Source organism: Microbacterium sp. NPDC087868 (genome assembly GCF_044900755.1).
GTDB lineage: Bacteria > Actinomycetota > Actinomycetes > Actinomycetales > Microbacteriaceae > Microbacterium > Microbacterium galbinum.
Map to the genome: position 1 here is coordinate 339544 of NZ_JBJDNO010000004.1, position 21583 is coordinate 361126.

The 21583-nt window shown below is 70.6% G+C and carries 16 protein-coding genes; 12 read left to right on the forward strand and 4 right to left on the reverse strand.

What is annotated here, in order from left to right; all coding sequences use genetic code 11:
- Window positions 1-2: 2 nt before the first annotated feature.
- The 3 genes from ACI2JZ_RS15600 to hrpA are packed head-to-tail and all read right to left on the reverse strand — an operon-like array spanning window position 3 to window position 5958.
- Window positions 3-1013, reverse strand: coding sequence for a Gfo/Idh/MocA family protein (locus ACI2JZ_RS15600; RefSeq protein ID WP_404598404.1), 1011 nt, complete (start codon window positions 1011-1013; stop codon window positions 3-5).
- Between the two features lie 40 nt (window positions 1014-1053).
- Window positions 1054-1995 carry a zinc-binding alcohol dehydrogenase family protein gene (locus tag ACI2JZ_RS15605; RefSeq protein ID WP_404598405.1) on the reverse strand — a complete coding sequence of 314 codons (942 nt, stop codon included), beginning with the start codon at window positions 1993-1995 and terminating at the stop codon, window positions 1054-1056.
- Window positions 1996-2013: 18 nt separating this feature from the next.
- On the reverse strand, window positions 2014-5958 hold the full coding sequence (gene hrpA, locus ACI2JZ_RS15610) for an ATP-dependent RNA helicase HrpA (protein ID WP_404598407.1): 3945 nt from the start codon (window positions 5956-5958) through the stop codon (window positions 2014-2016).
- 44 nt (window positions 5959-6002) lie between these two features.
- Here hrpA and ACI2JZ_RS15615 point away from each other — a divergent pair, with 44 nt between their 5' ends.
- The 5 genes from ACI2JZ_RS15615 to ACI2JZ_RS15635 all read left to right on the forward strand — a co-directional run bounded on the left by ACI2JZ_RS15615 (window position 6003) and on the right by ACI2JZ_RS15635 (window position 11935).
- Window positions 6003-7193, forward strand: coding sequence for a heparan-alpha-glucosaminide N-acetyltransferase domain-containing protein (locus ACI2JZ_RS15615; protein WP_404598409.1), 1191 nt, complete (start codon window positions 6003-6005; stop codon window positions 7191-7193).
- Entirely contained in the window at window positions 7190-8026 is an 837-nt protein-coding gene (locus ACI2JZ_RS15620) for an aldo/keto reductase (protein ID WP_404598411.1), read from the forward strand. Before ACI2JZ_RS15615 ends, ACI2JZ_RS15620 begins: the two co-directional genes overlap by 4 nt.
- A gap of 89 nt (window positions 8027-8115) precedes the next feature.
- On the forward strand, window positions 8116-8685 hold the full coding sequence (gene msuE, locus ACI2JZ_RS15625; protein WP_247624898.1) for an FMN reductase: 570 nt from the start codon (window positions 8116-8118) through the stop codon (window positions 8683-8685).
- Between the two features lie 46 nt (window positions 8686-8731).
- The gene (locus ACI2JZ_RS15630) at window positions 8732-10543 is read left to right on the forward strand and encodes a thioredoxin domain-containing protein (protein WP_404598412.1); all 1812 of its coding nucleotides are present in this window, start codon (window positions 8732-8734) and stop codon (window positions 10541-10543) included.
- Between the two features lie 9 nt (window positions 10544-10552).
- Window positions 10553-11935 carry an amino acid permease gene (locus ACI2JZ_RS15635; RefSeq protein WP_404598413.1) on the forward strand — a complete coding sequence of 461 codons (1383 nt, stop codon included), beginning with the start codon at window positions 10553-10555 and terminating at the stop codon, window positions 11933-11935.
- Here ACI2JZ_RS15635 and ACI2JZ_RS15640 read toward each other — a convergent pair whose 3' ends face one another.
- A complete protein-coding gene (locus tag ACI2JZ_RS15640; protein WP_404598415.1) occupies window positions 11936-13507 on the reverse strand; it encodes a dolichyl-phosphate-mannose--protein mannosyltransferase in 1572 nt (523 codons plus the stop codon).
- Window positions 13508-13529: 22 nt separating this feature from the next.
- Between ACI2JZ_RS15640 and rsmI the strand changes: the two genes are divergently transcribed.
- The 7 genes from rsmI (at window position 13530) to ACI2JZ_RS15675 (ending at window position 21578) form a co-directional block, all read left to right on the forward strand.
- The gene (gene rsmI, locus ACI2JZ_RS15645; protein WP_247634274.1) at window positions 13530-14351 is read left to right on the forward strand and encodes a 16S rRNA (cytidine(1402)-2'-O)-methyltransferase; all 822 of its coding nucleotides are present in this window, start codon (window positions 13530-13532) and stop codon (window positions 14349-14351) included.
- Window positions 14352-14359: 8 nt separating this feature from the next.
- Window positions 14360-15052, forward strand: a complete 693-nt coding sequence (locus ACI2JZ_RS15650) for a class I SAM-dependent methyltransferase (protein WP_404598416.1) — start codon at window positions 14360-14362, stop codon at window positions 15050-15052.
- 43 nt (window positions 15053-15095) lie between these two features.
- Window positions 15096-16196, forward strand: coding sequence for a LacI family DNA-binding transcriptional regulator (locus tag ACI2JZ_RS15655; RefSeq protein ID WP_336641969.1), 1101 nt, complete (start codon window positions 15096-15098; stop codon window positions 16194-16196).
- Between the two features lie 99 nt (window positions 16197-16295).
- Window positions 16296-17969, forward strand: a complete 1674-nt coding sequence (locus ACI2JZ_RS15660) for an ABC transporter substrate-binding protein (RefSeq protein ID WP_404598417.1) — start codon at window positions 16296-16298, stop codon at window positions 17967-17969.
- Complete coding sequence (locus ACI2JZ_RS15665; RefSeq protein WP_247634278.1) at window positions 17966-18946, forward strand: ABC transporter permease; 981 nt, start codon at window positions 17966-17968, stop codon at window positions 18944-18946. The genes ACI2JZ_RS15660 and ACI2JZ_RS15665 overlap by 4 nt, the downstream gene beginning before the upstream one ends.
- Window positions 18943-19857 carry an ABC transporter permease gene (locus ACI2JZ_RS15670; protein WP_247624889.1) on the forward strand — a complete coding sequence of 305 codons (915 nt, stop codon included), beginning with the start codon at window positions 18943-18945 and terminating at the stop codon, window positions 19855-19857. The genes ACI2JZ_RS15665 and ACI2JZ_RS15670 overlap by 4 nt, the downstream gene beginning before the upstream one ends.
- Window positions 19854-21578 carry an ABC transporter ATP-binding protein gene (locus tag ACI2JZ_RS15675; RefSeq protein WP_404598419.1) on the forward strand — a complete coding sequence of 575 codons (1725 nt, stop codon included), beginning with the start codon at window positions 19854-19856 and terminating at the stop codon, window positions 21576-21578. Before ACI2JZ_RS15670 ends, ACI2JZ_RS15675 begins: the two co-directional genes overlap by 4 nt.
- The last annotated feature ends 5 nt before the right edge of the window (window positions 21579-21583 follow it).

Below are 21583 nucleotides of genomic sequence, written 5' to 3' on the forward strand. Positions count from 1 at the left end.
GCTCAGGCCTGCTCGCCGGTCGACTCACCGGGATAGCGGACGCCGATCTGACGGCGGATCTCGTCGAGCGTGCCCATGATCGCGACGGACTCGGCGAGCGGCAGGATGTCGCCGGCGAGGTTCCCCTCGCGCACGAGGCGTTCGGCGGCGAGAGCCTCGAACTGCATGCCGCGGCCGCCGGCCTCGGGGTCGAGACGCCCGTCGAACTCCTCGAGCACCGTGCCCTCGGGGTCGATCACGCGCAGCACCGACGGCGACCAGAAGAAGCGATCGATCTCGATGCGGGCCTTCGTGCCGAGGATCGTCGCGCGGTTCGGGCCGGCCGTGCGCGACGAGGAGAGCGTGGTCGAGACCGCGCCGCCCTCGTGGGTCATGACGGTCGCGACCTCGCTGTCGGCACCGGTCTCGATCAGACGCGCGACGCTGTGGATGCTGGTGGGCGCACCGAGGATGTCCCAGACGAACGAGATCGGGTAGATCGCCAGGTCGAGGAGGGCGCCCCCGCCGAGCTCGAGCGCGTTCAAACGGTGCTCGGGGTCGGAGGGCAGCAGCTGCGTGTGGTCGGCGCTCACCGAGCGCACCTCGCCGAGGATGCCGGAGGCGACGATCTCACGCGCGCGGATCATGTGCGGCAGATAGCGGGTCCACATCGCCTCGGTCGCGAGCAGACCGCGCTCTGCGGCGAGGGCCTGCAGGTCGGCGGCCTCGGCCTGGTTCAGCGTGAAGGCCTTCTCGACGAGCACGTGCTTGCCGGCCTCGAGCGCCAGGCGCGCGTTGGCGTGGTGCATCGGGTGCGGGGTCGAGACGTAGATGATGTCGACGTCGGGATCGGCGACGAGAGCCTCGTAGGACGGGTGGGCGTGCGGGATGTCGAAGCGGGCGGCGAAAGCATCCGCCGATTCCTGCGAACGCGACCCCACGGCCACCAGGTCGAGACCCGCGGCGCGCAGGTCGGAAGCGAACGAGCCGGCGATGCCGCCCGTCGCGAGGATTCCCCATCGAAGACCAGTCATGTCCCCAGCGTAGAGGGTGTGACCGACATGGGAACGCGCCCTACGGCACCAGCACGATCTTGCCCGCGACGTGCGCCTCGACGAGTTCGTGGGCCCGGGCGGCCTCGGCGAGGGGCAGCTCGGGTCCGAGCTCGATCACGAAGTCGCCGCTGGCGAGGAGTTCGATGGTCTTCGGGAGCGCCTCGGCGCGCCAGGCCTGCTCCTCGTCGGTGAGCGGGATCGGCGAGCCGCCCGAGAAGGCGCGGATGCCGAACGATGCGGCATCGGGTCCGCGAACGATCGTGCCGATCCGGTCGCGGTCGGCGACGAGCGCGAGCGACACCTCGATGGCCTCGTCGGTGCCGGCGCCGTCGAACACGACGGTGACGTCGGACGGTGCGGCGTCGCGCACGCGTTCGAGCAGGCCGTCGCCGTAGGCCACGGGGATCGCGCCGAGCTCGCGCAGCTGCGCGTGGCGCGAGGGGCTGGCGGTCGCGATCACGGTCGCGCCCCACGCCACGGCGAACTGCACGGCGGCCTGGCCGACGGCGCCGGAACCCGCGTGCACGAGCAGCACGTCGTCGGGGCCCACGGCGAGCGAGCGCAGCACCTGGTAGGCGGTGCCGGCGGGGATGCCGATGCCGGCGCCCTCCGCGGCGGTCACCGCGTCGGGCAGGAGGGCGAGGTTCTCGGGGCGCACGAGCAGCGAGGACGCGTAGGTGCCGTGGGCGTCGCGGATCGCGACCCGGTCGCCGACCGCGAAGCCTTCCACACCGTCGCCGACCTGATCGACGACGCCGGCGCCGTCGAAGCCGACCGGGCGGGGTTCGGTGATGGGCGGCGAGGGGCGGCGTCCGCCGCGGATCTTCGCGTCGATCGGGTTGACGCCCGCGGCTTCGATGCGCACGACGATCTCGCCGGGACCGGCGAGGGGATCGGGCACCTCCGTGAGGTGGAGGACGTCGGGGGAGCCGATTTCGGTGTAGACGATCGCGCGAGCCATGCCCTCAGGCTACCGGCGCTACTTCCCCGCGAGGGCCTTCATGATGCGCTGCGGCGACACGGGCTGCGCGGTGCCGAGGCGCTGGGCGAACACACTCACCCGGTACTCCTCCAGCAGCCAGCGGGTCTCGACGAGCGACGCAGCGGCACCGCGGGGGAGTGGGATCGTGCCCCCGGCATCCTCGAAGGCCTTCGCCACCCGTTCGTACTCGCTCATGCGCGTGCGGTCCTTGCCGGGTTCCGACGAGAGGGTCTTCAACCGGTCGACCATGCCGCTCAGGTAGCGGGGGAAGTGCGCGATCCGGTCGACGCCGGCGGCCGACACGAAGCCCGGATGCAGCAGCCCCGAGAGCTGCGTGCGGATGTCGTTCAACGGCCCGAGGAGGGCGAGGGAGTTCTGCGACTTGATGCCGCGCTCGACCTCGCGCGACTGCGTGAGGATGCGGGCGACGAGCGACACGCATGCGAACAGCTCGTCGACGAGCGCGGCCGACACGGCATCCCGCACCCGCCCGAAGTCTGCCTCGGTGCGCACGACGCCGTCCGGCACGATGCTCTGGATCACCTTCCGGGCCACGGCCGCACGGCAGTCCTCGATGAGCGCGGCCGCCGACGGGTACGGCGAGGCCGCGAGGGCGAGCTTCTCCTGGCTGGTGAGGTGCTGCTGCACGTACGACGAGGGCGACGGCACGGCCAGCAGCACGAGGCGCAGCACGCCGTCACGGGTGGCGTCGGCCGCGGCATCCGCCGATGACTCCACGCGCACCGCGACGCTCTTGCCCTCGTCGACGATCGCCGGGTAGCCGCGCACGACGCCACCGGCGACGCGCGTATCGAGCACCTCGGGAAGGTCGCCGAACGTCCAGGCGGTGAGACCCGCCTGCTCGATCGGACCCCGAGCGGATGCCGCGGCCACCGCCTCGGAACCACCCCGTGCGCGCGGCCCGCGTTCGGGCTTCGCGATCGAGCGCGCGACGCTGCTGCGCGCGCGATCGGAGAGTTCCGCCTGCAGGGTCGTGAGGTCGCGGTGGGAACCGGCCACGCGCCCGCGCTCGTCGACCGCACGGAAGTTCATGCGCAGATGAGCGGGCACCCGCTCGTCCTCGAAGTCGGCGGCCGAGACGAGCTGGTTCGCCAGCGGCTGGATCAAGCGCGCGAGCGCCTCCTTCAACGACCTGCTCGGGCGACCGTCGTGGTCTTCGGGTCCCTGGCCCGCGAGCTCGACGCCGAACTTGTCTGCCCAATCGGCGGCGGGCACGACGTGACGCCGGATCGCCTTCGGCAGCGCACGCAGCAGGCCCGTGATGAGTTCGGCGCGCAGCCCCGGCACCTGCCAGTCGAACCCGGTGTCCTCGATCTGGGCGAGCAGGGCGAGCGGCACCACGACACTCACGCCGTCATCGGCGGCGCCCGGTTCGAACCGGTAGGCGAGGCCGAGCACCTGGTCGCCCTGCGTCCAGCGGGTGGGGAACTCGCTCTGCGAGGCCCGCCCGTCGTCGTCGATCAGGTCGGCTTCGCGCATGACGAGGAGCTTCGGCGTCGTCGTCAGCGCCTCCCGCCACCACGTCTCGAACGACCGCACGTCGAAGACCTCGGCCGGGATGCGCTCGTCGTAGAAACGGAACACCGCCTCGTCACCGGCGAGGATGTCGCGGCGGCGCTCGCGCTCCTCGAGCTTCTCGAGACGCTTGCGCAGCTCGGCGTTGCTGCGCCAGAACGCGCTCACGCGCTTGTCGATGCGGCTCGGATCCCATTCGCCCTCGACGAGCGCGTGCCGTACGAACAGCTCGCGCGAGGCCGCGCGGTCGATGCGCGCGAACTGCACGCGCCTGCGCGGAATGATCTCGAGGCCGAACAGCGTCACCTTCTCGTAGGCGACGGCGGCGCCGGCATCCTTCGACCAGTGCGGCTCGGTGACCTGGCGCTTGGCGAGGTCGCCGGCGAGCGGCTCGGCCCACGCCGGATCGATCGCGGCGACGGTACGGGCGAAGGTGCGCGAGGTCTCGACGATCTCGGCCGCGATGACCGCGCGCGGGCTCTTCTTGCGCAGACCCGACCCCGGGAAGATCGAGAAGCGGATGCCGCGCGCTCCCCGGTACTCGGCGATGCGGCGCCCCTTGTCCTTCGCGGGTGCGTGCGTCTTGCCGGCGGGGGCGGTGCGCTCGTCGAGCAGACCGATCTGCGAGAGGAGTCCCGCGAGGATCGCCCGGTGGATCGCATCGGGATCGCTGCTGCCGTCGCCCTTCGGTTCGGCGCTCTTCACCAGCGTCTTGAGCTGACGGTGCACGTCGAACCACTCCCGCACGCGCACGTAGTTCAGGTGCTCGGCGCGGCAGAGGCGGCGGAACGCGCTGGATCCGAGCTCGCGCTGCTGTTCGCGCAGGTGGTTCCAGAGGTTGAGCAGGGTGATGAAGTCGCTGGTCGGGTCGACGAAGCGCGCGTGCAGCCGGTCGGCCTCCTCGCGGCGCTCCTCCGGTCGCTCGCGAACGTCTTGGATCGTCATGCCCGACACGATCGGCAGCAGATCGTGGGTGACGCCGTGGCGCCCGGCCTCGATCAGCATGCGGGCGAAGCGCGGGTCGATCGGCATGCGCGAGATGTCGCGGCCGATGCGCGTGAGGTGCGGGGACCCGTCGCGCCGCGACGGTTCGACCGCACCGAGTTCGGTGAGCAGGTCGAACGCCGCCTTCACACCCCGCGAGTCGGGCGGGGTGAGGAAGGGGAAGTCCGAGATGTCGCCGAATCCGAGCGACAGCATCTGCAGGATGACGGAGGCGAGCGAGGTGCGCAGGATCTCGGGCTCGGTGAACTCCGGCCGCTTGGCGAAGTCGTCCTCCGAGTACAGGCGGATCGCGATGCCGTCGCTCGTGCGACCGGCGCGACCGGAGCGTTGGTTCGCGGATGCCTGCGAGATCGCCTCGATCGGCAGACGCTGCACCTTCGATCGGTTGCTGTAGCGCGAGATGCGGGCGGTGCCGGTGTCGATCACATAGCGGATGCCGGGAACCGTGAGGCTCGTCTCGGCGACGTTCGTCGCGAGGATCACGCGGCGGCGGACACCCGCCACTCGGCTGCGCTCGAACACGCGGTGCTGCTCCGCGGCGGAGAGGCGCCCGTACAGGGGGAGCACCTCGGTGGGGGAGCGGTCCTTCGAATACGCGCCCCGCACGGCGTCGGCGGCGTCGCGGATCTCGGCTTCGCCGGGGAGGAAGACCAGCACGTCGCCAGGCTCCTCGCGGTCGAGTTCGCGGAGCGCTGCGACGATCGCCGAGACCTCGTCCTCGGGATCGCCGCCCGCTGCGGGAACGGGGGCGGCGGCATCCGTCTCGTCGTCGTCGTCGCCGTCGGCGACCAGCGGGCGGTAGCGGATCTCGACCGGATAGGTGCGGCCGGAGACCTCGATGATCGGCGCCGGCACTCGGTCGTCCCCGGGGCCGGGAGCGGAGAAGTGCTTCGCGAAACTCTCGGGGTCGATCGTCGCCGAGGTGATGATCACCTTGAGGTCGGGGCGTTCGGGCAGGATGCGCGCGAGGTAGCCGAGCAGGAAGTCGACGTTGAGGGAGCGCTCGTGCGCCTCGTCGATGATGATCGTGTCGTACCGGGTGAGCAGCCGGTCGCGGTGGATCTCGTTGAGCAGGATGCCGTCGGTCATCAGCGCGATGCGGGTGTCGTCGGACACCTTGTCGGTGAAGCGCACCTTGTAGCCGACGAGGGTGCCCAGCTCGACCTGCAGCTCCTCGGCGACGCGCTCCGCGATCGTGCGGGCGGCGAGACGTCGCGGCTGCGTGTGCGCGATGCGCTCGCGCCCCAGTTCGAGGGCGATCTTGGGGAGCTGCGTGGTCTTGCCCGAACCCGTGGCACCGGCCACGATCACGACTTGGTGGTCGCGGATGGCGTCGGCGATCTCCGCCCGGGCCGCGCTGACGGGCAGCTCCGGGGGGAAGGAGATCACGGGAGAGGACATAGCCCTTCATCGTATGCCGACCTCGACCCCCTACGATGCATCGGGTGACCACCGTTCCGCCTTCCCTCAGCGCTCCCGTGCGCTGGTTCCGCGAGTTCGGCCGCCCGCCGCGCATCCTCGGCCTCGACGTGGCCCGCGGCCTCGCGATCCTCGGCATGGCCGGAGCGCACATCGGCGAGACGTCGACGTTCGACTGGCTCGACCCGGCGACCTGGACCGACCTCGTGCACGGGCGCTCCTCGATCCTCTTCGCCGTGCTCGCGGGGGTGTCGATCGCCCTGATGACCGGTCGCAGCGCGCTGCCCGACCCCGCCCGGTTGCCCGGCATCCGTCTCGGGCTCATCGGCCGCGGCGCCGTGATCTTCCTCATCGGCCTCGCCCTCGAGTTCCTCAACACCCCGATCGCGGTCATCCTCACCCTCTACGGGCTGCTCTACGTCGCCGTCATCCCGTTCCTGCGGTGGAAGCCGTGGCAGCTGCTGCTCGGAGCCGGCGTGCTCGCGCTCGCGGGGCCCGCGCTGCTGGCCCTCCTCGGCGCCGTCACGCTGAACCCGTTCGGGGCCGGCATCGGATTCGTGCTCTACGGCAGCTACCCCATCACGGTGTGGATGGCGTTCGTGCTCGGCGGCATGGCGCTCGGGCGCTTGCACGTCGCGACCGTGCGCACCGCGGTGATCGCCCTGGTCACCGGCGTCGTGCTGGCGATCGTCGGCTACGGTCTCGGCGCCGCCGGGAGCGACGTCGTGCGCGGCTTCGAGTCGGGTTCGTCGTTCGAGGAGCCGCCCGCGTCGGGGTGGCCCGGATACGCCGATGCGCTCGCTCAGGCCGATCCGCTCGGGGCGCTGCTGCACGCGATCTTCGCCGTCGAGCCGCACAGCGGTGGCACCGCCGAGATCCTGGGCTCGGGTGGTTTCGCCCTCGCCGTGATCGCGCTGTGCCTGCTGCTCAGCCGTCCGCTGCGCTGGCCGCTGTTGCCGATCGGCGCGCTCGGGTCCATGCCGCTGTCGGCATACAGCGGGCACGTGCTGGCGATCGCGCTGATCACCGGGCCCGGTGGGTACTACACGAGCAACGTGTTCTGGGCCGTGCTCGCGATCGGGATGCTGCTCGTCACCACCGCGTGGTCGATCTTCGTCGGGCGGGGTCCGCTCGAGCGCCTGGTCGGTTTCGCCGCGCGCAGAATGGCGGCGGTGCCGGCCCAGCCCGACATCACGCGTCCTAGGCTGGATGCATGACGATTCCCTCCCTCGAACTGAACGACGGCTCCTCCATCCCCCAGCTCGGCTACGGCGTCTTCAAGGTGCCGGCCGACGAGACCGAGCGCGCGGTGAGCGAAGCGCTCGAGATCGGCTACCGCCACATCGACACCGCCGCGATCTACGGCAACGAAGAGGGCGTGGGCGCGGCGATCGCGGCCTCGGGCATCGCTCGCGACGAGCTCTACATCACCACGAAGCTGTGGAACGACCGCCACCACGACGACGAGCCCCGCGCCGCGATCGGCGAGAGCCTCGACAAGCTCGGACTCGAGAAGGTCGACCTGTACCTCGTGCACTGGCCGACCCCCGCCAAGGACGACTACGTGCACGCGTTCGCGAAGCTCATCGAGCTGCGCGAGGCGGGCCTGACCCGCAGCATCGGCGTCTCCAACTTCCTCGTGCCGCACCTCGAGCGCGTGGTGTCCGAGACCGGCGTCACCCCCGCCGTGAACCAGATCGAGCTGCACCCGGCCTACCAGCAGCGTGAGGTCGTGGCCTGGGCCGACGCGCACGGCATCAAGATCGAGGCCTGGGGTCCGCTAGGCCAGGGCAAGTACGACCTGTTCGGCACTCCGGCGATCGCCGAGGCCGCGGCGGCCCACGGCGTCACCCCCGCGCAGGCGGTGCTGCGCTGGCACCTGCAGAAGGGCGTCATCGTGTTCCCGAAGTCGGTGCGCGCCGAGCGCCTGCGCGAGAACCTCGACGTCTTCGGGTTCGAGCTGACGGATGCCGAGATCGCCGCGATCGACGCCCTCGACCCGCTCGACGGCTCGGGCCGCGTCGGTGCGCACCCCGAAGACGTGAACTGATCCCGTCGCGGATTCGACAGGAATCCACAGATGACGCCCCGTGTCGCCAGCCCGCGACACGGGGCGTCTTCGTGGGTACCGTCGAGGACATGACAGCTCCCTACCGCGTCGTCGCCGTGTCCGGGTCGCTCCACGAGCCCAGCAAGACGACCGCCCTCATCCGTGCGATCGCCGCCGCCGTGGCCGAGCGCACGGCGGTCGAGGTCGAGGTCATCGAGCTCACCGACATCGGCCCGGACCTCGCGGGTGCTCTGAGCCGCGATCAGCTGCCGGCCCGGGTCGAGGAGAAGCTCGTCGCGATCGAGCAGGCCGATCTGCTGATCGTCGGCAGCCCCGTCTACCGTGCGTCGTTCACGGGACTCTTCAAGCACCTCTTCGACTTCGTGGGCCAGTACGAGCTCGTCGGTAAGCCGGTGCTGCTGGCGGCCACGGGCGGCGGAGAGCGCCACGCTCTCATCATCGAGCACCAGCTGCGCCCGCTGTTCGCGTTCTTCCAGGCGCTCACCCTGCCGATCGGCGTGTACGCGAGCAACACCGACTTCGACGGCTACGAGATCAACTCCGACGTGCTGCGCTCGCGCATCGACCTCGCCGCCGATCGTGCGCTGCCGCTCGTGAACTACGCGGCCTCGCAGCCCCTCGCGGCTCTCGCGATCTGAGTGCCGTTCCGGCCGCGATGTCGGTCGGGGCGCGTAGCGTGAGGGCATGACCAACCGGCTCGCCGACACGCTCAGCCCGTACCTCCGCGCGCACGCCGAGAACCCCGTCGACTGGTACCCGTGGGGCGAGGAGGCGTTCGCCGAGGCGCAGCGCCGCGACGTGCCGCTGATGATCTCGATCGGGTACTCGACGTGCCACTGGTGCCATGTGATGGCGCGCGAGTCCTTCTCCGACCCCGAGACCGCGGAGATCGTGAACCGCGACTTCGTGGCGGTGAAGGTCGACCGCGAGGAGCATCCCGAGGTCGACGGGGCGTACATGGCCGCGGCATCCGCCTTCACCCAGAACCTCGGCTGGCCGCTCACCGTCTTCGCGACCCCGCGCGGGCGCACGTTCTTCGCGGGCACCTACTGGCCGCCGGAGTCCCGCCCGCCGATGCCGTCGTTCCGCGAGGTGCTCGCGGCGGTGCAGGAGGGGTGGACGCAGCGCCGGGCGCAGGCCGAGGAGTCGGCGGATGCCGTGATCGAAGCGCTCGCGCGTGCCGCCGAGACGACGCCCTCGGACCTGCCCGATCCCGTGGCGCTCGCGGGCGCGGCATCGGCGATCGCCGACCGCGAGGACCCGCAGCACGGCGGTTTCGGGGGTGCTCCGAAGTTCCCCGTCGCGACGGTGCTGCGGTTCCTGCAGGCGCCGCTCGTGCGCCGGGAGAACGCGCCGGCGGCGGAGGCGGGGCGGCGCGCTCTCTCCGCGATGGCCGCGAGTGATCTGCGCGACGACGTCGAGGGCGGGTTCTTCCGCTACGCGACGCAGCGCGACTGGACGGTGCCCCACTACGAGCGGATGCTCACCGACAACGCGCAACTGCTGGATGTCGCGCTGGACGACGGTGATGAAGTCACGGTGCGAGGGATCGCCGGGTTCCTCATCGACGTCCTCGAGCGCGAGGGCGGCGGGTTCGGAGCCGCCCAGGATTCCGAGTCGTGGATCGACGGCGAGCGCAGCGAGGGCGGCTACTACCTCCGTGATGCCGCCGGCCGTCGGGGTCTCGAACCGCCGGCCGTCGACGGCAAGGTGATCACGGGCTGGAACGGCCTCGCGATCGGTGCCCTCGCGCGCGCGGGCGCTGCTCTGGGCGAAGCAGCCTGGGTCGACGCCGCCCGGAGGGCTGCGGATGCCGTGCTCACCACCAACCGCGACGCGAGCGGTGCCCTCGTGCGGGCGTCGCTCGACGGTGTGTCATCGACGGCCGTCGCGACCCCCTCCGATCTCGGCCTCCTCGCCGACGGCCTCTTCGCGTTGGCTCTCGCGACGGGGGAGGTGACGTGGGCGATCGCCGCACAGGGCATCGTCGATCTCGCCCTCGACGGCATCGCCGGCGATCCGCTGCTGAGCGCGCAGGGGATCGCCTCGTCTCCCGATCAGACCGACGGCGATCTACCGTCCGGCTCCGCAGCACTCGCTCAGGCCGCGCTGACCGCGTGGCGCCTCGGGGCGGGGGAGCGGTACCGTGACGCAGCCGCCTCCGTGGTGCACGCCTACGCGGCATCCGCGCTGTCCCAACCATTCGCGCACGGCAGTCTGCTGCGCGTCGCGGCCGGGCTCGTCGATCCGCCGCGGCAGATCGTGGTGGTCACCGACGATCCGTCGGGCGCACTCGCCGTCGCCGCCCGACGTGCGGATGCCGACGTGGTCGGCGTCGTGTCGCCTGTACAGGCCGAGGAGTTCGCCGCGGCCGGGTTCGAGCTGTTCGCCGGGCGCTCGGGCACGGAGGGGCTGGCCTACGACTGCCGCGGCTTCGTGTGCCTGCTTCCGGTGAGCGAGCCTCACGAATTGTCGCGCGAGAGGGTCGCCGTCTAGGGTGGCGCGGTGACCGACTCCGCCCCCACCGCACCCGCCACCGCGTCGAGCACCGCATCGACCTCGTTGAAGCCGGGGCTGACGCGCCGTCAGATCTCGATGATGGGGCTCGGCAGCGCGATCGGTGCCGGTCTCTTCGTCGGCTCAGGGCAGGCGATCGGTCTGGCCGGTCCCGCGGTGCTGATCTCGTACCTCGTGGCGGGTTCCATCGTCGTGCTGGTGATGGCGATGCTCGCCGAGATGGTGGCCGCGCGCCCCAGTTCCGGCGCCTTCAGCTCGTACGCGCAGGATGCGATGGGGCGCAGCGCCGGCAGTGCGGTCGGATGGATGTACTGGATCCAGCTCGTGGTCGTGATCGCCGCCGAGGCGACGGGCGCCGCGGGGATCGTCGCGGGGTGGGTGCCGGCCGTGCCCGCGTGGGTGTGGGTACTGTTGTTCGTCGCCGCGTTCACCGCCATCAACCTCTTCGCGGTGAGCGGCTACGGACGATTCGAGTTCTGGTTCGCGGCGATCAAGGTGACCGCGATCATCGTGTTCCTCGTGATCGGCGTCTGCGCGATCCTCGGGCTGTTCCCCGGGGCGCCGGCGACCGGCATCGCGCATCTCTTCGACGAGGGCGGCTTCGCCCCGAACGGCGCCGCCGGCATCGCCGCCGCCCTGCTCATCGTCGTCTTCGCGTTCGGCGGCACCGAACTCGTCGCGATCGCGGCGGCGGAATCGGCGGACCCCGGCCGCAGCATCCGCCGGATCGTGCGCCAGGTGCTCGTGCGCATCCTCGTGTTCTACCTGGGCTCGATCTTCGTGATCGTCGCCGTGCTGCCGTGGAACACCCCGGCCGTGCTCGACGGTCCGTTCTCGGCGGTGCTCGCCACCCTGCGCCTTCCCGGCGTCGATCTGGTGATGTCGATCATCGTCGTCGTGGCGCTGCTGTCGGCCATGAACGCCAACATCTACGGCGCCTCGCGCATGGTGTTCTCGCTGGGGGAGCGCGGCCTCGCGCCCCGCGCGCTCACGCGCACCACCGTGAAGGGGGTCCCGCAGATCGCCGTCGTGGCCTCGGTCGTCTTCGGCTTCGTCGCCGTGGGGCTGAACTGGGCGTTCCCCGACGTCGTGCTCCCGGTGCTGCTGAACGTCGTCGGCTCGACGCTGCTCGTGACGTGGGCGGCCGTCGCGGTGTCGCAGATCATCCTGCGTCGCCGCGCCGAGCGCACGGGCACGGAGCTGCCGATCCGCATGTGGGGCTTCCCCTGGCTGTCGTGGCTGTGCGTCGCGCTGATCGCCGGCGTCGTCGTGCTGGCGGCGTTCGATGCCGCGGCCCGCACGCAACTGCTGCTCACGGCCGGGCTGACGCTCGCGCTCTGGGTCGTCGCACGCCTCACACGCCGGCGCTGATCACACCCAGCCAGGCAGCCAGTTGTGCACGAGCCAGAACGGGTACGGCACGCTCATGCCGACCCACGACGGTAGGAAGAAGATCGACACCAGCACGGCGACGACCAGGAAGACGATCACGGTGCGCTCGCCGGACTGCCGTCGGTGCAGCGGGTCGTCGCGTCGACCGGCGATCGTGCGCAGGGTCAGGGCGAGCGCGATCACGAGGAACGGCATCATGACGACCGTGTAGAACTGGAAGATCGTGCGCTCGGGGAACATCAGCCAGGGCACGTACGTCACCGCGAGACCGACGAGCGGGATGCCGATCTCGGCGCCGACCGGCTGCCGCAGCACCCAGCCGCGCACGAGCCGGTAGAGCAGGTAGACGGATGCCGCGACGCCGGCGTACCAGATCAGCGGGTTCGGGATCGAGGAGATCACGGCGATGCAGTGGTCGGTACCGCAGGGCCCGGGATCGCTGTCGACCCACACGGCGGTGGGGCGCAGGAGGAACGGCCACTCCCAGGCGGGACTCGCGTAGGGGTGCCCGCGGGTGAGCCCGACGTGGAACCCGAGCATGGACTGGTGGTAGTTCCACAGCGCGATCAGCGGATTCGGGTCGCTCTGCCGGTCGTACCCTCCCGCAGTGACCAGCCATCCTGTCCAGCTGACGAGGTAGGTCGCGAGCGCGGGGAAGACCAGCAGCACGAACGAGACCGGCCCCTGCCGGAAGACCGCGTCGGACGGCCAGACCACGACGCCCGCGCGGCGCCGTGCGAGGGCATCCGTTACCACGACGTACAGGCCGAAGCCCGCGAGCGCGTACAGGCCCGACCACTTCACGGCGGAGGCGGCGCCGAGGGCGACGCCCGCCGCGATCAGCCAGGGGCGCCGCCACAGGATCGGACCCCACAGCGGCTCGGGTCTGTCGGGGTCGCCCCGTTCGAGGAGCGGGATCGTGCGGCGCCTGTCGAGGAGCACGAAGAGCACCCCGAGCAGCACGAAGAAGGTGAGCGGGCCGTCGAGCAGGGCGATGCGACTGAGCACGATGCTCAGTCCGTCGATCGCGAGCAGGAAGCCGGCGACGGTCGCGACGACGGTCGATCCCGTCAGCACGCGCGCGATCAGGTAGACCAGCAGCACGGAGGCGGTGCCGAGGATGCCGGTGGCGAGGCGCCAACCCAGGCTGTCGGCCGGTCCGCCGGCGGCCATGCCCAGCGCGATCAGCCACTTGCCCAGCGGCGGGTGGACGATGAACGACCCCTTCTCCGACAGCGGGAGATCCTGGTTCGCGACGAACGCCTCGTTCGCGCCGTCGCCCCAGGTGCCCTCGTAGCCGAGCGTCCACAGCGACCAGGCGTCCTTGACGTAGTACGTCTCGTCGAAGGCGAGCTCGTGCGGGTGCCCGACGTTCACCAGTCGCAGGAAGGCCGCGAGCAGGGTCACCGCGAACGGCGCGAGCCAGTTCAGGATGCTGTTCCACTCCGGATCGAGCAGCAGACGGTCGCGGGTGCGCCCCCACCAGGTCGTGCGCTCCACGTGTGCGGGCAGGTGCACAGGCAGCGCAGGAGCGGGATCGGGCGACGTCACGGGTACAGCCTAGGCTGGGCGGGTGATCATCCTCGCTGCGACCCCGATCGGAAATCTCGGCGATGCCTCGCGCCGCCTCATCGAGGTGCTCGAGAACGCGGAGGTCGTCGTGGCGGAGGACACCCGCACCACGCAGAAGCTGTTGAAGGCGCTCGAGATCGCCAACCGTCCGCGCCTGATCGCGCTGCACGATCACAACGAGAAGCAGAAGGCCGCCGAGCTCGCGACCCTCGCGATCGAGACCGACGTCGTCGTGATGAGCGATGCGGGCATGCCGACGGTGAGCGACCCCGGCTACGGGCTCGTCGCCGAGGCGGTAGCCCAGGGCGTGACGGTCACTGCGATCCCCGGGCCGAGCGCGCCGCTGATGGCCCTGGCGATCTCGGGCCTTCCCACCGACCGCTTCACTTTCGAGGGGTTCCTGCCCCGCAAGCCCGCCGAGCGCCGCACGACGCTGCGGGCGCTCGCCTCCGAGCCGCGCACGATGGTGTTCTTCGAGTCGCCGGCCCGCCTCGCCTCGGCGCTCGCCGACATGGGGGCGGCCTTCGGCGACGACCGGCGCATCGCCGTCTGCCGCGAACTCACCAAGTTCTACGAGGAGGTGCGCCGGGGAACGGCCGCCGAACTCGTCGCCTGGGCCGAGGGCGGCGTGAAAGGTGAAATCGTCGTGGTCGTCGAGGGGGCGCCGCGTCGCGATGCCTCGCCCGAGGACGCGCTCGCGCAGGTGCAGCGGCTCGTCGCCGACGGCATCCGCCTGAAGGATGCCGCCTCGGAGGTCGCCGGACTCACGGGGCTGTCGTCGCGGGATCTTTACCAGGCCGCGCTCGCCGCGAAGAAGGGCTAGCCACGCGCATGTCGGACGCGGTTGCGTCGGAGGCGGTCACATCGGACAGCGTGATCGCCGCGGCGTACTCCGCCCGCGCCGAGGAGTACGTGCGCGCGCTCGGCGACATCGAGCAGCTGGATGCCGCGGACCGCGCGACCATCGCGGCCTGGCGCGACTCCACGACGGGGACGCTGCTGGACGCCGGCAGCGGGCCGGGCATGTGGACGCCGTTCCTCGGCGGCGGCGGCGGTGGTGGCGGCACGCGCGACGAAGGCGGGCGCGACGTCTGGGGCCTCGACGTCACCGAGGCGTTCGTCGCCTCGGCCAGGGCGCGCTTCCCGGAGACGACCTTCGCGGTCGGGTCGTTCCGGGAGATCCCCGCAGCGGATGCCTCGCTCGGCGGCATCCTCGCCTGGTACTCGCTGATCCACACCACGCCCGCCGAGGTGCCTGCGGTGCTGGCGGAGTTCGCGCGGGTGCTCCGGCCCGGCGGGAGCCTGCTGCTCGGCTACTTCGACGGCATCGCACGCGAGGAGTTCGGGCACCGGGTGACGACCGCGTACTTCTGGTCGGCCGATGCTCTCGGGGCGCTGCTCGTCGACGCGGGCTTCACCGTGGTGTCCGCCGAGCGCCGTGATCGCCGGCCGGGCGAGGCGAGCTCGCGCCCGCACGGTGCGCTGACCGCGGTGCGGCGTGATCCGCCGGGTACCCTGGCCTGACGTCCCGGCGCCGGGGCGCGACCACCAGGACGGAGCATTCATCGTGAGCAGGTCCGTGACCGTCTACGACGTCGCCGCGCGCGCCGGCGTCTCGATCGCCACGGTCTCGCGGGTGCTGCGCTCGCCGGATGCCGTCCGCGCGACCACGCGCGAGCGGGTGCGCGAGGCGGTCGCCGAACTCGGCTACGTGCCCAGCGGCAGCGCGCGCGGGCTCGCCGAGCGGCGCACGGGAGTGCTGGGGCTGTACTTCCCGGGGTTCGACGCGGCCGAGGAGGCCCCGGATCTCGACGTGTTCGTGGACGACCCGGCATCCGTCCCGCCGTTCACCCTGGCGCACGACGACGGGGAGGTGCATCCGACGTCGCTCTTCCTCGACGAGGTGCTGCGCGGGGCCGAGCTCGAGGCGTGGAAGCGCGGTTTCGTGCTCATGATCGGCGTCGGCCGCGACGACCCCGACCGCTCGACGGTGCGCGACATGGCGGGGCGTGTCGACGGCCTGGTCGTGCTCGCCCGGAGCGTGCCCGACGACGTGCTCGCCCGACTGTCGCGTCGCATCCCCGTGGTCGTGCTCTCCGGGCCACCCCGCGGAGACGACTACGACCACGTGACGGTGAGCAACAGCGAGGCGATGGCCGAGCTCACCCGGCACGTGCTCGCGCAGGTGCCGGCGGGGGCACGCGTGGCCTTCCTCGCCGGCCCCGAGGACTCGCCGGACGGCGGGCAGCGGTGGGAGGGCTTCTCGCAGGCCGTGCGCGCCGCGGGAATCGGAACGGACGCCGTGACCGTGGTGCGGGGCGACTTCACCCGAGAGTCCGGGCGCCGAGCAACGGAGGGCCTGTTGGTCGGGGGAGCCCCCGACGCCCTCGTCGCGGCCAACGACCAGATGGCGCTCGGTGCGATCGACGTGCTCCGCGACGCCGGGTTGGGGGTGCCGGAGGACGTGCTCGTGACCGGGTTCGACGGCATCGAGGCGGCGGCGCTCTCGCGGCCCGCGGTGACCACGATCCGGCAGCCGATGATCGACCTCGGACGCGCGGCGGTGCAGGTGCTCGCGCGTCGGTTGGAGCATCCGGATGCCCCGCCCGCAGTCGTGCGCCTGCCCCTGCAGATCCTGCTCCGGGAGAGCTCTCAGCGCCCGTCCTGAATTCGTCAACCCCTTGCGCGATCGAAATGTATGCGCTTACAGTGGCTTCTCGAGGGGCCACCGGGTCCCTCCATGACGACGACGACATGAGGTGGACGCGTGGCGAAGACGCACATGCTCCGACGCTGGCGCAGGACGGCGGTGGTCGCGCTCGCGGCGGCGGCCGTGGCGCTGAGCGGATGCAGCATCCAGATCACATCCCAGCCCGATCCCACGATCGGCGACGACACGATGCTCATCAACGCCGACCACGGAAACCCGTTCTTCACCCGGAACTTCAACCCGTACCTGACGAACACGCGCACGGCGTCGCGCTGGATCTACGAGCCGCTCATCCTGGTGAACCCGCTCGACGGCGAACTGAACCCGTGGCTGGCGACCGAGTGGTCGCAGCCCGACGCGAAGACGATCGTCATGACGATCCGCGACGGCGTCGAGTGGAGCGACGGCGAGCCGCTCACCCCCGATGACGTCGCGTTCACGTTCCAGCTGCTCAAGGACGAGCCCACGCTCGACATCAAGGGCGCCTGGCAGCACATCGAAAGCGTCGAGACGCAGGGGAACGACGTCGTCTTCCACCTGCTGAGCGAGGACGCCCCGTCGCTGTCGATCATCGGCCTCACGATGATCGTGCCCGAGCACCTCTGGGCCGACGTCGAGGACCCGGGCACCTATCGCAACGAGGAGCCGGTCGGCACCGGGCCCTTCGTGCTCGGCAACTACAACGACCAGCAGTACTCGATGGATCGCAACCCCGACTACTGGCAGGCCGACTCGATCGAGATCGAGCACATCGTCCTGCCCGCCACGAACAACCAGCTCGACACCGTCAGCCGCGGATACGACTGGGCGTACGCCTTCATCTCCGACGTGGAGGGCACGTGGGGCGCGGCGAGCGAGCACAACTCCTGGTGGTTCCCGCCGGGCGGGGTGATCGGGCTCATGCCGAACCTCGAGGTCGCGCCGTTCGACGACGTGAACGTGCGGCGCGGCATCGCCCTCTCGCTCGACCGCGAGGAGATCGCCGAGACGGCATCCGAGGGGTACATGGAGCCCGCCGGCCAGACCGGCCTCATCCTGCCCAACCAGGAGAAGTACCTCGACCCGTCGATCCCAGACTCCGGCATGATCACGCAGGACACGGATGCCGCGCTCGCGGCGTTCGAGCAGGCCGGATACACGCTCGACGGTGATCGTCTCGTCGGCCCCGACGGTGCGCAGCTCGAGTTCGCCCTCACGACCGCGAACGGCTTCACCGACTGGACCCGCGCGGCCCAGAGCGTGCAGAGCCAGCTCGCCGCGGTGGGCGTGAAGGTCACACTGAAGCTGCCGCAGCCGGCCGGGTACCAGAGCGCCATCAGCAACGGCGACTTCGAGATGGCGATCGGCGGCATGGGCAACGGTGACGCCTACCAGGCCTACAACAACCTGCTCTCGAGCGAGTTCTACGTGCCCTCCGGAGAGCCGACCGCGAACAACTTCGAGCGCTACCGCTCGGACGAGGCGGATGCCCTGCTGCTCGAGTACCGCGAGACGGTCGATCCCGACCGGCAGGCCGAGATCGTGCGCGAGCTGCAGAACATCGTCTACGACGAGATGCCCGTGATCGGGCTCTACTACGGCGGCATCTGGGGTCTGTTCAGCGATGCGAAGTTCACCGGCTGGCCGAGCGCGGACGACCCGTACATGATCCCGCAGAACTACGACTCGGCGCCTCTCATGATCTTCACGAAGCTGAAGCCCGTGAATCCCGTGAAGGAGGGCGACCGATGAAGTACCTCCTGCAGAAGCTCGGCCTGTTCGTGCTCACGCTGTGGGCCGCGATCACCCTGAACTTCTTCCTGCCGCGGCTCATGCCCGGTTCTCCCGCCGACGCGGCGATCGCGAAGCTCTCGCAGAACGGACCGGTGTCCGACGCGACCCGGGCCGCCATCGAAGCCCAACTCGGTGTGCCGGGCGGATCGCTGTGGGACCAGTACGTGGCCTACCTCGGTCAGGTCGCGACACTCGACTTCGGCGTCTCGTACACCTTCTATCCGCAGTCGGTGGCGAGCATGGTCTCGACCGCACTGCCGTACACGATCGGACTCGTCGGGATCGTCACGATCCTCGCGTTCGTGATCGGCACGCTCATCGGCGTCGCGGCCGCCTGGCGCCGCGGCACCTGGCTCGACTCCCTGCCGACGCTGACGGGCTCCTTCCTCAGCACGTTCCCGTACTTCTGGACGGCGCTGCTGCTGCTGTTCTTCCTCGGCTACGTGCTGCACTGGTTCCCGACGACCGGCGCCTACTCGGCGACGACGACCCCGGGGTTCACCCTCGAGTTCATCGGCGATCTCGCCCGGCACGCGGTGCTGCCCGCGCTGACGATCCTGCTCACATCGCTGGGCGGATGGATCATCGGCATGCGCAACGCCATGATCAACACGCTCGGCGAGGACTACATCACCTTCGCCGAGGCGAACGGGCTCCACGGGCGCACGATCGCCGTGCGCTACGCGGCGCGGAACGCGATCCTCCCCAACCTCACCGGTTTCGGGCTCACGCTCGGCGGCGTGGTGGGCGGGTCGATCCTCGTCGAGCAGGTGTTCGGCTATCCCGGCATCGGGTACCTGCTCTTCAACGCCGTGATCGGGCAGGACTACCCGCTCATGCAGGCGCTCTTCCTGATGATCACCGTGAGCGTGCTCATCGCCAACTTCCTCGTCGACATCCTGTACGGCGTGCTGGATCCAAGGACCCGCCGATGACTTCCACCATGAACGTCAAGATCCCCTCCGATCGCATCGCCCAGCCGAGCCGTTGGCGCTCGGTCGGCCGCATGGTCGGCACGCTGTGGTCGAACGGCAAGGCCCGCATCGGGCTGTGCCTGCTCGCCTTCTTCGTGCTGGTGGCCGTGTTCGCCCCGCTCCTGGCTCCCTACGGCGCGAAGGAGAACGGCTTCGAACGCAACGCGGATGCCTCGGCCGCGCACTGGCTGGGCACCACCGCGGCGGGAGAGGACGTGCTGAGTCAGCTCATCTACGGCGCGCAGGTCAGTCTGCTGGTCGGCTTCGCCGCCGGCATCCTCTCGACCATCGTCGCCGTGCTGATCGGTCTCAGCTGGGGATACATGCGCGGGTTCTCGGGCGAGGTCGTCGGCTTCGTCGTCAACCTGTTCCTGGTGATCCCTGGCCTGCCCCTCATGATCGTGATCGCCGCCTACTTGCAGAACGGCGGCATCCTGATGATCATCGCGGTGATCGTCATCACCGGCTGGGCGTGGGGAGCGCGCGTGCTGCGCAGCCAGACGCAGTCGCTGCGCGGCAACGACTTCGTGGCCTCGGCGCAGTTCTCGGGCGACAGCCCGGCACGCATCGTGTTCCGCGAGATCCTGCCGAACATGACGTCGATCATCGCCGGCACGCTCTTCGGGGCGGCCACGGCGGCGATCCTCGCGGAGGCGGGCCTGGAATTCCTCGGCCTCGGCGACTCGAGCATCGTCAGCTGGGGCACGATGCTCTACTGGGCGCAGAACTCCAACTCCCTGCTCACGGGCCAGTGGCTGCTGCTGTTCGCCCCCGGTCTGTGCATCGCGCTGCTGGCGCTGAGCCTCACACTCATCAACTTCGGCGTGGACGGCATCTCCAATCCGCGCCTGCGGGAAGGGAAGGGGCGATGACCGCCATGACCGTGTCGGAGACGACCGAGACCCCGATCCTTCTCGAGGTCGAGCAATTGTCGGTGGAGTACGCCTCTCCCGGCGCCGAACCGGTGCAGGCCGTGCACGACGTGTCGTTCACGCTGCGGCAGGGCGAGTTCGTGGGACTGGTCGGCGAGTCGGGGTCGGGCAAGTCGACGCTCGGCTTCGCGCTGACCCGGCTGCAGAAGCCCCCGGCGCGCATCAGCGGCGGACGGATCCTGTTCGACGGCAAGGACATCCGCGACCTCGACGCCGAGGGGCTGCGCCGCCAGCGTCAGGGCGGGTTCGCGATGGTGCTGCAGTCGGGCATGAATGCGCTGAACCCGGTGCGCACGGTCGGCCACCATTTCGCCGACATCTTCGCCGCTCACGGTCACGTGCCGCGCGACGACCGCGACGCCCGCGCCCGCGAGCTCGTCGCGAAGGTGGGGCTCGACCCGGCCGTGCTCGCGCGCTACCCGGGCGAGCTGTCCGGCGGCATGCGCCAGCGCGCCTCGATCGCCCTCGCCCTGTCGCTCGAGCCGCAGCTCATGGTGTTCGACGAGCCGACGACCGCGCTCGACGTGCTCGTGCAGCACGCCGTGATGGACACGATCCGAGACCTGCAGCGCGCCGAGGGATTCACCGCGATCCTCATCAGCCACGACCTCGGCATCGTGCTCGAGGCCACCGACCGCGTGATGGTGATGCACGAGGGCCGCATCGTCGAAGATGCGGCGAGCGCCGACATCCTGCACTCCCCGCAGGACGAGTACACGCGCATGCTGCTCAGCCACTACGCCGATCCGCGCGCCGAGACCCTCTCGATCCCCGGGTTCGTGGATGCCGGCACCCGCCGGCGCGAGGGGCGCTCGCGCACCGATGTGACCGAGACGCTGCCGACGGTGTCGCAGCGCGAGACGCGGCGGGCGGACGCCGCGATCGTCGTCGACGGCGTGAGCAAGCGCTATCCCGCTCCGCGTCGCGGAGAGGATGCCGTCACCGCGGTCGACGACGTGTCGTTCCGGCTGGAGCCGGGGGAGGCCCTGGCACTCGTCGGCGCCTCGGGGTCGGGCAAATCCACGATCGCGAAGCTGCTCACCGGCATCGAGAAGCCGACCGCGGGCACGGTGCGTTTCGGCGAGACCGACGTCGCGTCGCTGAAGCGTCGGGGTCTGCGCGATCTGCGCAAGGACGTGCAGATGGTCTTCCAGGATCCCTACGCCGCACTCAACCCGCTGCACACCGTCGAGTACGCGCTCAGCCGGCCGATCCGCAACTACACGCCGCTGCGCGGAGCGGAGGCGCGCGCCCGGGTGCTCGAACTGCTCGACACCGTCGGACTCACCCCCGTCGAGCAGTTCGCGGCGAAGCTGCCGCACCAGCTGTCGGGCGGTCAGCGTCAGCGCGTCGTGATCGCGCGGGCTCTCGCGAGCGATCCGCAGGTGCTGATCGCCGACGAGCCGGTGTCGATGCTCGACGTCTCGCTGCGGGCCGGTGTGCTCGCCCTGCTCGAGGATCTGCGTGAGCGCTGGGGCATCAGCATGCTCTACATCACGCACGATCTGCTCAGCGCCCGCCTCGTGACCGAGAACATCCTCGTGCTCAACCGCGGCCGCGTCGTGGAGCGCGGCGAGACCTCGCAGGTGCTGCAGCACCCCGAGGACCCCTACACGGTCGAGCTGCTCGATGCCGTCCCCAACCCCGCGCGTTCGCGCTGAGACCC